General features: G+C 66.8%; 10 protein-coding genes. 2 read left to right on the top strand and 8 right to left on the bottom strand.

Features of this window, described 5'->3' with window-relative positions:
* Positions 1-48 precede the first annotated feature (48 nt).
* The 7 genes from F1D05_RS33035 to F1D05_RS33010 form a co-directional block, all read right to left on the bottom strand.
* Positions 49-714 (bottom strand): TolB family protein, encoded by a 666-nt coding sequence (locus tag F1D05_RS33035; protein ID WP_185444249.1) that lies wholly within the window; start codon positions 712-714, stop codon positions 49-51.
* Between the two features lie 90 nt (positions 715-804).
* Positions 805-3,297, bottom strand: a complete 2,493-nt coding sequence (locus F1D05_RS33030) for a LamG-like jellyroll fold domain-containing protein (protein ID WP_185444248.1) — start codon at positions 3,295-3,297, stop codon at positions 805-807.
* A 200-nt stretch (positions 3,298-3,497) separates the two neighbouring features.
* Positions 3,498-4,604: a lactonase family protein gene (locus F1D05_RS33025; RefSeq protein WP_206685932.1), complete on the bottom strand. Its 1,107-nt coding sequence runs from the start codon at positions 4,602-4,604 to the stop codon at positions 3,498-3,500.
* A gap of 87 nt (positions 4,605-4,691) precedes the next feature.
* A complete protein-coding gene (locus tag F1D05_RS33020) occupies positions 4,692-6,275 on the bottom strand; it encodes an alpha/beta fold hydrolase (protein ID WP_185444246.1) in 1,584 nt (527 codons plus the stop codon).
* 84 nt (positions 6,276-6,359) lie between these two features.
* A complete protein-coding gene (locus F1D05_RS33015) occupies positions 6,360-7,271 on the bottom strand; it encodes an oxidoreductase (RefSeq protein ID WP_185444245.1) in 912 nt (303 codons plus the stop codon).
* A gap of 41 nt (positions 7,272-7,312) precedes the next feature.
* Positions 7,313-7,735, bottom strand: a complete 423-nt coding sequence (locus tag F1D05_RS39235; protein ID WP_206685931.1) for a M4 family metallopeptidase — start codon at positions 7,733-7,735, stop codon at positions 7,313-7,315.
* On the bottom strand, positions 7,704-8,804 hold the full coding sequence (locus tag F1D05_RS33010; protein WP_206685930.1) for a hypothetical protein: 1,101 nt from the start codon (positions 8,802-8,804) through the stop codon (positions 7,704-7,706). Before F1D05_RS33010 ends, F1D05_RS39235 begins: the two co-directional genes overlap by 32 nt.
* Before the next feature lie 241 nt (positions 8,805-9,045).
* Here F1D05_RS33010 and F1D05_RS33005 point away from each other — a divergent pair, with 241 nt between their 5' ends.
* Together F1D05_RS33005 and F1D05_RS33000 are read left to right on the top strand one after the other, a co-directional pair.
* Positions 9,046-10,362, top strand: a complete 1,317-nt coding sequence (locus tag F1D05_RS33005; RefSeq protein ID WP_206685929.1) for a winged helix DNA-binding domain-containing protein — start codon at positions 9,046-9,048, stop codon at positions 10,360-10,362.
* Positions 10,363-10,390: 28 nt separating this feature from the next.
* The gene (locus F1D05_RS33000; protein WP_185444244.1) at positions 10,391-11,485 is read left to right on the top strand and encodes a winged helix DNA-binding domain-containing protein; all 1,095 of its coding nucleotides are present in this window, start codon (positions 10,391-10,393) and stop codon (positions 11,483-11,485) included.
* An 81-nt stretch (positions 11,486-11,566) separates the two neighbouring features.
* Here the strand turns inward: F1D05_RS33000 and F1D05_RS32995 are convergent, their stop codons facing one another.
* The gene (locus F1D05_RS32995; RefSeq protein ID WP_185444243.1) at positions 11,567-12,394 is read right to left on the bottom strand and encodes a M48 family metalloprotease; all 828 of its coding nucleotides are present in this window, start codon (positions 12,392-12,394) and stop codon (positions 11,567-11,569) included.
* Positions 12,395-12,414 lie beyond the last annotated feature (20 nt).

Genomic DNA, 12,414 nt, shown 5'->3' with positions numbered 1-12,414 from the left:
GAACCCGCCCCGGCTCCACCCCTGCATCAGCTCATTGTTCGGCTTCGGTCAGGACACCTTCGGGGCCCAGTCGAGGCCTTCGGGCCCGTCGTCGCCGGCGAGCGGACCGCTCAAGGAGTAGCTGTAGCTGCCGTCCGGCAGGTAACCACGGACCTTGAACCGTTCGTCGCTGTCCTCCGGATCCGGCAGCGCGTTACGGTTGAACTGCAGCGCGGCGATCTTCTTCCCGTCCGGCGACCAGGCAACGCCGACGTAGAAGATGCCTTGCGGATAAGCCTTGTAGCTCACCCGGAACGGCTCACCGGCGCCACTGCGCGGCAACGTGACAAGCTCGCTGTGCTGGGCACCGCGGTACCGGTTGGTGATGAAGGCGATCTTCTGCGAGTCCGGCGACCAGTCCGGGTAGTTGTTGATGACCCCGACCGGGCTGGACGTCAGGGTCCGCAGGTTGGTGCCGTCCGGATGGACCAGCTTGATCGCATTCCCGGTACTGAAGGCGATCCGGCTGCCGTCCGGCGACCAGGCCGGGGCATCGACCTGGGTGCCCGTCGGAGCGGTTTCCCGTTCTTCGGCAGGACGGTCGTCGCGGCCCCCGCCGGCACCGTCGTCATCATCGTCACACCGGCCACCCCCGCAGCCGGCGCAACGGCCAATCTTCTCCCGAGCTTCAGCTCTGTCTCCCCCACGGAATACCAGCTCGCGTGGTCCCCCCACGCCTTCTCGCGCAGGCTACGGAGCACATCCGGTATGGACAAGGCCGGACCAGTTGCAACAAGCTGCAACTGGTCCGGCGCTTGTACTGCGTCAGCGACCCGAGTCGTACAGGGCCTTCACCTCCGTGTCGGAGAGTGCGCGATCGAACAAGTGAACCTGGTCCGCGCTGCCGTCCAGGTAGTCGACCGGATTCCCGCCGAACTTGCCCCGCCCGATCACCGTGTTACCGGTCGAGGTCGCGTCCAGGCTGCAGGCCGACTTGGTCGACACCAGGTCGCCGTCGACGTACAGCTTCAGCTCACCCTTGGCGGCATCCCGTACGCCGGCCAGGTGGTACCACTGGTCCGGATTCGGCTTGGTCGGCGCCAGCGCCCGTTGGCCGGGGAAGCTCATCGCGAACCGCTGGTCCGCACCGGAGTACTGCAGGAAGAACGCGCTGTCGCGATCGCCGTCCTGGCTGACCACGGTCTGGAACGAACCGTCGGCCTTGTTCAGCTTGACCCACGCCGTCGCCGTGTAGTTCCCGGAGGTGTCGAGGAGCTGCGCGCCGGTGTCCGCGAACTGCCCGGATCCGTTCACCACCAGGGCCTGCCCGTTCTTGCCCGGGCCGAAGGTCGCGCCGCCGATCAGGGTGGCGTCATTGTTGCCGACGGCATCTTCTCCGGTTCCGTCGAGCGGATAGAAGTGGATGCCGTCCACGCCCGGCGTACCGGGTGGCGGGGTCGGGCCGGAGGTGCCGGTGCCGTCGGCGCCGCTGATGATCGACTTGTTGATCGCCCGGACCTGGGCGAAGTCCATCTTCGGGATCTGCCGGTCATAGGTGAAGAAGCCGTTCAGCTCCCCCTCGACGTCGGTGATCTGGGTGTAGACGGAACCGCTGATCCCACAGGAGTTGGCCGACCGCAGTACGTCGCGCTGGTTCTCGACGTACCGGCGGGTGAGTGTCGCCTTGTCCGGTGTCATCTCGTACGCGAAACCGTCGCCGAACCACATGTGGTCCGGGGTCTTCAGCCCGAATCCACCGTGCTCGCCGTCCACCGCGACCCGGTCCCCCGACGGACTCGACGTCGCCGGGCCGAGGTACGCGTGGTGGTCGATGATGTCGCCGCGACCCGAGTCACCCTTGGAGTTGCAGCAGTTCATCCCGCTGTGCGCGTTGACGAGGCGCGACGGGTCCTGGGCCTTGACGCTGTCGGCGATCCGGCCGGTCTCGGCCAGATCCCACTCGCCCCAGCCCTCGTTGAACGGCACCCAGGTGGTGATCGAGGTGAAGCTCTTGTGCTCCTCGATCAGCTCGTGCAGTTCGGCCTTGAACTGGGCCCGCCAGGGCTCGGGAATCGCATCCGTCTTGCTGGCCGGCATGTCCTGCCAGACCATCAGGCCGAGCTTGTCGGCGTGGTAGTACCAGCGATCCGGCTCCACCTTGATGTGCTTGCGCACGGTGTTGAACCCGAGTGCCTTGTGCTGCTCGAGGTCGAACTTCAGGGCCGCATCCGTCGGTGCGGTGTTCAGCCCGTCCGGCCAGAAACCCTGGTCCAGCGTCGAAAGGTTGAACAGGATCTTGCCGTTCAGCGCGAGCCGGAGCTTGCCGTCGGCACCCTCTACCTTGCCAACGGACCGCATCCCGGCGTACGAGCCGACCTGGTCGACGGTCTTGCCGCTGTCGATCAGTTTGACCTTGAGGTCGTAGAGGAACGGGCTGTCGGGCGACCAGAGCTTCGGGTTCTTGATCGGCAGCTTCAGTTCGGCGTCGGCCTTGCCGCGAACGGTTCCGACCAGCCGGTGCCCGTCGTACGCCGTGGCCTCGACGTCCAGGCCGGCCGGTCCGCTGGTGTCGGCGGTGATCCGGAGCGAGTTGGTGGTCAGGTCCGGCGTGAACTGGAGCCGATCGATCGAGGACTTGGCGACGGGTTCCATCCAGACGGTCCGCCAGATGCCGGAGCTGCCTTGGTAGAAGATCCCGTGGTCCGCGACCTCCCGCTGCTTCCCGATCGGCTGGAACGTCTCGTCGGTGAGGTCCTCGGCCCAGACGATCAACTCCTGCGGACCGGACCTGTGCAGAACGTTCGTCACGTCCACGTCGAAGCCGTCGTACCCGCCGCGGTGGGTGGCGACCTGGCGCCCGTTCACCCAGACCTTGGCGTCGTAGTCGACCGCGCCGAAGTGCAGCAGCAGGCGCTGACCCTTCCAGTTGCTCGGAACGGTGAAGGTCCGGCGGTACCACATCCGGTCCTCGTGCCGTTGCACACCGGACAGCGCCGACTCGATCGGGTACGGCACCAGCACCTGCTCGGCCAGCGACTTCCCGATCGGCGGCGCCTCACCGGTCGCCGCGGGCCCGAACTCCCACAGTCCGTTGAGGTTCTGCCACTGCGACCTGGTGAGCTGCGGGCGTGGGTACTCCGGCAGCGCATTGCTCGGCGACACCTGAGCGGTCCACGGCGTGCTCAGCGGCGGCGTACCGACATGCCAACCTGCGGCCTGCACTCCGGCGCCGGGTGGCGCCGCGCTGGAGTTGCCGGCCGCGAGCGCGCTGGCGGCGAGCAGCCCGGCGGCCGCGACGGCCGCCAGCCTTCGTCGCATCGATCCAGTCCTGCGGTTCTTCTTCATGGGCGGAGACCTTCCATGGGCGGAGAAAGGTAAGTCCGTTACAACGCTGTCATGACCAAGCGTGATCAACCGGACACGCCCGCCATCCAAACCCGCCGCACACAAAAACACAAGAGCTCACCCAAAAACGAACATCCCGCTCCGGTCGGGAGCGGGATGTTCGGGCACCGGGTCTAGGCGGGGAGCACGCAGACCGGGAGGGGGGCGGTGAAGTCGGAGGCGGGGCTGAGAGCTCCGGTCGCCGTGTCGACCTGGAAGCTGGTGACGTTGTTCGAGTTCTGGTTGGAGACGAACAGCAGCGTGCCGGTGGGGTCGAGCGTGCAGTGGCGGGGCCAGTTGCCGCCGCACGACGGGGTCGCCACCCGACGGAGAGACGCGCCGGCCGACTCGACGGCGAAGACCGCGATGCTGTTGTGGCCGCGATTGGTGAGATAGACGAAGCGGCCGTCGGGCGACACGATCACCTCGCCGGGATAGTTCGTCGGACTTCCACTCGGCACCGTCGCCTGACTCGCCCCCGGCATCACCTTGCCGGTCGTTCCGTCGTACCGGAGGACCGTGATGGTGCTGTTCACCTCGTTGGCGACGTACGCATAGTTGTCGTTGGGGTGAAACGCGAGGTGGCGCGGACCGGCGCCGGTCGCGACCTTGGCCTGCGACTTCTGGGTGAGCTTGCCCGCGGCCGACAGGGTGGACGTGTAGATCGAGTCGGTGCCGAGGTCGACGGCCAGGATGTACTTGCCCGTCGGGTCCTGCACCACCTGATGGGCGTGCGGGCTCACGCCGACGTGCTTCACCAGATCCGTCCGCGCACCGAGGCTGCCATCGGTGCGTACCGGGTGTACTGCGACGTCACCCGAGCCGTAGTTCGCGCTCAGCAAGTACTTGCCATTGGCAACCAGCGCGAGGTGGCACGGCCCGGAACCGCCGTTGGGCCGGCGATTCAGCACCCGCAACCGGCCGGGCGCGTCGACGGCGACCGCGGTGACGCCTCCGCTGTCCTGCTCGTTGACGGCGTACAGGAAACGTCCGGACGACGCCATCACCAGGAAGGACGGATCCTGTACGCCGGTCAGCGCGCCGGTCGAGGTGATCGCGCCCGTGGTTCCGTCGTACGTCGCGAGCCCGATGCCGGTACCGCCGCCGCTCGACGACGTGTAGGTGCCGAGGTACAGCGTGCCGCCGGCCCGGCAACTGGCTGCGGCTGGCGTGATCCCCACTGCGGCACTGCCGACGGCAGCCGCGGCGAGTCCGAGGAAACGACGGCGACTCGTACCCATGAACATCCTCCGAGGTGTGTGACGGTCCGACCACACAGGGTGGCCCACCTGGAGCAATGTGGCAAGAGAGACAATGCAGGTTGCAAATTACGCAACTGGAACGCTCAGCCAGGCGGGATCGCCCGTGGGTGAGCTGAACCGCAGCGTGGTGCCGAGCGAACTCCGGCCGAGGTACCGCGGATCGACGGTGTCGACCACCAGCACCAGGTGATGCCCGGCCGGCACCTCCCAACTGGTCGCCTCCAGCCGCAGATCGAGCGAGCGCGCCGTGCCCGGTGTCGCCCCGCGCAACGTGAACGGCTTGTGCGAGATGAGCGATCCGAGCCCGAGTGCGTTCACGTCGTACAGGTAGGTGAACAGCGAAGTGTCCTTGTTGCTCGGCGTCACCGTCACGTGCAATCGCGGCGAACCGTTCACCACTGCGTTCGAGCTGTAGGTGGGCCCTGACCAGACGCCCGCGAAACTCCTGTCCACCAAGGGTATTGCGACACCCGTCGGGATCGAGAGCAAGCCCTGCAACGCCCCCGACAAGATCGCGACGCCGCTGTCTGCCACGGTGGGAACGCCCACGCCGATGCCATTCGACCAACCCGTGGCGGCACTCCCCTGGAGCCCGCCTGTCCTCGATAATCCGGCCGGGTTCGACAGGTACGACGTACGCGGTGTTCCGACCGCTGCCCAGTTGGCGTAGGCGCGCCAGACGCCTCGCTGTGACTTCAGCTGGACAGGCGCTTCCTGGTCGGCGCCGTTGTCCGCGCCGGTCAGAAAATGCCGCAGCCAAGGCGCGAGCTCGTCCCAGACCTCGTTCGGCAGCCCGATCGCGCCGGTCACCTCAGGCGTCGCGTGATCGCCGTGCGCGAACAGCAGCCGCTTCGGCCCGGTCAGCCGCGTGAAGAAGTCCGTGTACTGCGTGGGCGGGAAGATCGAGTCCTCGAAGGCGTTCGCGAGGAACACGGCCGGATGGTTGGCGTTGATCCGGTCGACCATGGTGGCGGCGGACCGCACCGGACCGATCGCCTCGGCCTCCGCGATCGCACCGTCGAAGTCACCGCTGACGAACTTGGTCTGCAACGACTGCATCTCCGGACCCGGCCGGCCAGTGATGTTGCCCAGAGCAAGGAGTGCGGCAACCGACTGCAGATTGACCGTATCGTTGGGATTCAGCGACGCGAGCAGGTCCGCCCAGCCGCTCATCGCGCCGACCGCCTTGATCCGGGGATCCTGCGCCGATGCGAGTAGCGAGATGCCGGCGCCGTACGAGATGCCGACCGCCGCGACCCGCGAAGTGTCCGCGGGGGTGTGCTCACCGGCCCAGTCGATCACGTCGCTGACATCGGCGACGGTCGGCGGACCCGCGATGTCGATCCCGCCCGCCGAGTCCCAGAAGCCGCGGCTGCTGTACGAGATGACCTGGAAGCCGGCCGTCGCGAGCTTGCTGCCCTGACCGACGTACTCGAGGTTCGGCACGCCCCAGCTCGACGGCATCACCACCAGCGGGAACGGCCCGCCGCCCTGGCCGGTCGGGGTGAGCACAACGGCCCCGAGCTCCGTCCCACCGTCGCCGGGGATGCGCTGGTACGCCGTACTGAATCCTGGCGCGGCTCCGGCCTGGACCGGGGCGAGACCGACGCTCGCGACGATGAGGGCAAGGGCGATCACGAGTCTGCGCATCGGTGACCTCCGACTGGTTACTGGGCGGTTTTACCGAAGAGTAACCACGAAGTTACCGCTGTGTCACTAGCTCGGCACTTTGCGTCAGAACGCGTCGACCTTGGTCGCCTCGACCGACCAGGACCAGAGGCGTTTCGCCAGCTCGGCGTCCTGGGCAGTCCTGGTCGGGCTGACGAGCTTCGGCGCGCCGCGGTACTCGAAGAAGGACGGCCCGACGTACGAACCGGGTCGGAGGTCGGGCAGCGTCGCGGCGTACAGGCTCGGCATCGCGCCGGCCGCGGCGGACTGGGCGACGAGCTTCGTGCCGAACCCGACCAGCCGCGATTCAAGGGTGGCGCCGCCGAGTGAGGCACCGGCGGCCTGCAGGTTGGTGGAAGCGAAGCCCGGGTGTGCTCCCGCGCTCAGCAGGTTCGAGCCGGCGGCCCGGGCGCGCCGGTCCAGCTCGAGCATGAAGAGCAGGTTGGCGAGCTTGGACTTGCTGTACGCGTCCCATTTCCGGTAGCTGCTCTCGGCCCTGAAGTCGGCCTGGCTGATGCCCCGAACGGTCTTGTGCATGAACGAGCTCAGCGTCACCACGCGCGGTTGCTCGGCCCGCAGAAGGAGCGGCAGCAGGCGCGCGGTGAGAGCGAAATGCCCGAGATGGTTGGTGCCGATCTGCAGCTCGAACCCATCGACGGTCTGCCGGTACGGCGGCGCCATCACGCCCGCGTTGTTCACCAGCAGGTCGAGCGGCTCGGTCAGATTGGTGGCGGCTTTCGCGACGCTGTGCAGATCCGAGAGGTCGAGATCGAGCACTTCGGGTCTGGGGCGACCGGAGGCGGCCGCGAGGCTGTCGGCTGCTCTCGCGGACTTCTCCGGGTTGCGCGCGGCGAGGATCACCTCGGCGCCGTGCTTCAGCAGTTCGAGCGCGGTCTCGTAGCCGAGTCCGCTGGTCGCGCCGGTGACGAGGGCGCGACGTCCGGTCAGGTCAGGGATATCCGCAGTGCTCCAGCTCATGCGCCCACAGTAGTCGTGGGCGCATGAGCCTCGGCATTTAGCTACGACAGGATCTTGCGCGCCTTGAAGGCGGCGGTCACCTGGTCGGCGGCCGCCTTGCCGTAGAGCAGGCGAGCGGACTGCACGGTCACCCGGGCAGCGTCGGCGAACGAGGTGTCCGGCGCGTAGAAGAACGTGCCCTGCAGGATCACCTTGTTGGCCTTGGTCCGGCCGAGCGACTTCTGGATGTCCCAGAGCGCGTTCGACCAGATCTCACCGTCGTCGTGCACCTCACCGTCGATGTCGTCGGTGGTCTTGCCGGTGTCGGTACGCCGCAGGCAGTGCTTCGGGCCGTCGGTGTACGACGTGGCGTCCCAGTCCATCACGCACGGGATGTCGTAGTTCTTGCTGACCGGCATGGACTGCTGGACCGCCCAGTAGTCACCGAAGCCCTCACCGATCGCGCCGGCCCTGCTCCGACTCACCGAAGCCCGGAACGACGTCGTCCTGGATCGCGTGACCGTACTCGTGCCAGATCACCTCGGCGTCCTCGGCGTCGTCGACGCCACCCTCGCCCATCGTGATCATGTCCGTCGACGGGTCGTAGAACGAGTTGTCCCCGGTGAAGGTGTTGATGGAGAAGTCCTGCGACTCGTTGTTGACGTCGGTGAAGCCGAGCGAGTGGATGTACTCCTGGGTCTGGTTGACCTGGTAGTACGCCTCTACCTGCTCGAACTTGTCACTGTGCCGCTGGAAGACGAACGTGTTGGTCTTGCTCGACGCGAGGCCACCCTTGGCTTCCTTGATGTTGACGTAGGGGCCGTTGAGCTTGCCGGAGCCGTCGAGGTTGCGCAGGATGACGTTCTTCTGCGCCAGGAACAACGCGTCCTGGTTCTGGTCGTTCTGGTCGGTCAGGTTCTCGTTCTTCAGCGTGACGACCGGGTTCGGGTCGAAGACCGAGCCCTTGCCGTCGACGTTGTCGCTGATCACCTTCGAGTCCACGACGGTGCCGGACTTGGCGTCGACCAGCGAACGGCTGACGCCCTCGCTCGAGCGCGACGTGACGTTCCAGACCAGCCGGGCGTTCGTGCCGCCGATGACGGCGAGCTGGGCTGCGCCCTGCGACGCGGTCGGCGTCGGCGTACCGCTCTTGTTCGGCGCGGCGATCCGGTTCCGGGCGGCGCGGGCTGTCACGACCGTGTTGGCCGACGAGGTCGCCGTTGCCGCAGGCACCTTCGCAGACACGTCCAGCGAGTCCGGTACGGCGTCGCGGCCGTCGGAGACCTGGGTGACCTTGCCCGACTTGTCGACATGCTGGGCGTAGTACCCGTTGATGACCGGCAGGCCCTTGAAGGTCTGCTGGTACCAGTAGTGCTTGCCGAGCAACGACGTCTTGGTCTTGATCAGCTTCAGGTTGCCCGGTACCGCGTTGGTGCTGGTGGCCTTCGCCGGCGCCGCCCCCGCTGCGCTGGTGAAGGACATCCCGAGTGCCAGTACCGCCGCTGAGGCAGTGATGGCCGCGACCGCCTGGCGGCGGCGCACGTGCTTCGTCATACTCATTCCCTCCCAAGGTGGACGACCGTGGTGGTACGACTACGATCCGTCGCGACCCTAGTTCGCCGAACACCCCGCTGGGAAGCAAAACCTGGCGTCATTGCGGCGGGGCAAGGGAAAACATCTAGTTTTCGCGGCTGGTCTTCGATGGTGTCGTCGGCCCAGTTCCGCCACGAGTGGAGGACAGGAACTGGCCTGATCTCTTCCTAAGGTTGGTCCCGACCGTAGGAGAGGATCAGGCATGTCGAAGTTGAGTCTGCGAGCCCTGAACCGCGCCACCCTGGAGCGGCAATGGTTGATCGAGCGCCGTAGCGCTTCCGCGTTGGAGGCGATCGAGCACCTGGTCGGCATGCAGGCCCAGATCCCCCTCTCGCCGTACGTCGGCTTGTGGTCGCGCCTGGTCTCCTTCGAACCGTCCGAACTGGCAGGGCTGCTCGAAGATCGGCAGGCCGTCCGCGGTTCGATGATGAGGGCAACGATCCACCTGATTTCGAGCCGCGACTTCCTGGCGATCCGGCCGCTCGTGCAACCCCGCCTCGAGCGAGAGGTCTTCGCGAACCAGACCTACGGCCGCAAACGCCTGGAAGGCCTCGACCTGGACGCCGTGCTGGCCGCCGGCACAGCCAGGATGGCGACCTCACCCGCGACGGCATCCGAGCTCCGCGAACACCTCCAGCCGCTCTGGCCCGATCGCGACGCCCCGTCCCTCGCACACGCCGTACGCTGCCTGCTCCCCACCGTCCAGATCCCGCCCCGGGGCGTCTGGGGCAAGGGCGGCAACCCCACGATGTCCACCGCCTCCCTCTGGCTGGGCTCTCCCCCGAACCCCTCGCCTTCCATCGACCAGCTCGTACTGCGTTACCTCGCAGCCTTCGGGCCCGCCTCGGTCGCCGACGCCCAGTCCTGGTCCGGCCTCACCCGTCTAGCCGAGGTTTTCGAACGCCTGGACCTCCGCACCTACACGGACGCATCCACCGGCCGGGAACTCTTCGACCTCCCCACGATCGAACTCCCACCCGAGGACCTCTCCGTCCCCACCCGCTTCCTCCCGGAGTACGACAACCTCCTGCTGGGCCACGCCGACCGGAACCGCTGGATCGCCGACGCCCAACGCGAACGCCTCCAGATCTCCGAGGTGCTCACCCGCGGCTCGGTCCTCTGGGACGGTCGCGTCACCGCAATGTGGAAACTCCTCAAGCGCGGCAGGAAGCCCGCCGTACTGGAGATCGAACCCCTCGCCAAACTAACCGCCCAAGCCCGAGCCTCCATCACAACCGAAGCCACCGGCCTACTGTCGTTCGCCGCACCCTCGAGCTCGACCTCGACCCCTGGCTCGGCCGCACCCTCAGCCTCCGGCTCCTCCGCGGCCTCCGCCTCGTCGCCCTCCGCTGCTTCTTCGGCCACCGCCACCTCTTCGCCCTCCGCCGCGCCTTCACCCACCGCCGCGCCTTCGCCCACCGCCGCCTCCTCGCCCACCGCCGCTTCTTCGCCCTCCGCCACCTCTTCGCCCACCGCCGCTTCTGCGAGCTCCGCCGCCGAGATCAGATTCCTCGGATGACCCACCCGCTCACCGGAAGGTTCGTAGCGTGACAACTCTTTCCCGGCGCGCGCTGAACCGCGCCACCCTCGACCGCCAGTGGCTCCTCGAACGCCACCCCGCAACCGCCCTGGAAGCGATCGAACACCTCACCGGCATGCAGTCCCAGGCCCCCCTCGCCCCCTACACCGGCCTCTGGACCCGCCTCACCAATTTCACCCCGGCCGAACTCGTCGACCTGATGACCGACCGATCGGTCGTCCGCCTCGGCCTGATGCGTGGCACCATCCACCTGGTCACCGCATCCGATGCCCTAGGCATCTATCCCCTCCTGCGCGACATGCACCAGCGGCTACTGGCCTCGAACCAAACCCTCGCCCCGCTCCGAGCCACCCTCGATCTCGACGCCCTGGCCGCAACCGCCCACCGCCTGCTCTCAACCTCACCCCTCGACGCTGCCTCCCTAGGCACGTCCCTCGCCCAGGAGTTCCCCAGCCACGACCCAGCCACCCTCTCCCGCGCAGCCCGCGACCTAATCGCCGGCGTACAGGTCCCACCCCGAGGCCTCTGGGGCAAAGGCGGCAACCCCATCATCACCACCCTCGAGTCCTGGCTGAACCGCCCCCTCACCCCACACACCCTCGAGACCCTGGTCCTCCGCTACCTAGCCGCCTACGGCCCCGCCACCCCTCTAGACATGCAGCAATGGTCCGGCCTGACCCACCTCACAGAAATCTTCGACCGCCTAGGCCCCAAACTCCGCACCTACCACCAAGAGGACTCCACCCGCCCCCTCTACGACCTCCCCACCATCACCCTCCCCGACCCGGACACCCCCGCCCCCATCCGTTTCCTCCCCGCCTTCGACAACCTCTACCTCTCCCACACCAACCGAACCCGAATCCTCCCCGACTCCGCCCGCCCCCACATCTTCACCAAAAACGGAATCATCAAGCCCACCCTCCTCCAAAACGGCCACCCCACCGCCACCTACACCATCACCAAATCCCACCTCACCATCACCCCCATAACCCCAATCCCCTACTCCACCCACCCCCAAATAGAAACAGAAGCCCACGCCCTCCTCACCTTCCTCTCCCCCACCACCACCCCCACCCTCGAATTCCTCACCACCCCTAACTAACGCAGAACAGCCCGACTCCAAAGGAATCGAGCTGCTCACCAATCACTATCGGAAAAGCTTCATCGCATCGGCCGAGGTGCGCTAGCCGCTGCCCTCCAGCGCCTGAACGCGCTCCACCACTGACGGCGTGCTCGACATCAACTGCGACCGCCGACTGCCGCCCCGCCCCAACGTCTGCTGATGCTGCATCTGCCATCCATAGAACACCTGCACCAACGTCGCGCCATACCCCATGACCGCCGCCCGCCGGTCCGCCTGCTTGACCTCTCGCCGACTCAGCCAGGCAAGAATCGGCGGAGCGACGAACGGAGTCAAGAACAGAAGCGGGAACGTGATGCTTTTGCCGAAGGTCAGCACCGCGAGGAGGATGCCGAGGTACGCGATCAGGAGGAAGCCGCCAATGGCACATCCGACGGCCGGAACCGCCCTCATCAGCCGCACGATCGCCCGCACCGCGATCAAGGCGCACCGCGCTGGGATCGAATACCAGAAGCTGAGCAGACTCAACCAAGTTCGACCGCCTAGATGGTGGCTCAACTCGTGCGCGATGACTGCCTCCAGGTGCGAGCCAGGCAACGTGTACAGAGCCCACCTGGTGACAGCGACGGTGTGACCAGGAGTCGGACTCGCATTGACCTCGTCTGACTCCTGAATCCATAGAAAGTACTTGGCAGTATCGACACCAGCGCGTACAGACGCCTGCTGCCAGACGGGAACAAGCCTCTGCTGCTCTACCAAAGTTGGCTTCCGCAGTCTGAACAAATACCGGGCGACCAGATCCTCGACCGACCGAAGGAAGACCACGGCACCGGACAGAACCCACAGGGCGACGAGGATCCAGCCCCACCCGAAGCCGACAATCCCTGCCAACCACGAGACGACCACGAAACTCCAGAAGAACCACGGCACAGCCGAGAGGAGTGCTGTCG

Source organism: Kribbella qitaiheensis, from assembly GCF_014217565.1.
In the GTDB taxonomy this organism is placed as follows: domain Bacteria; phylum Actinomycetota; class Actinomycetes; order Propionibacteriales; family Kribbellaceae; genus Kribbella; species Kribbella qitaiheensis_A.
Note: the sequence above shows the minus strand (reverse complement) of the source record. Positions and strands in the feature narration are given on the sequence as shown.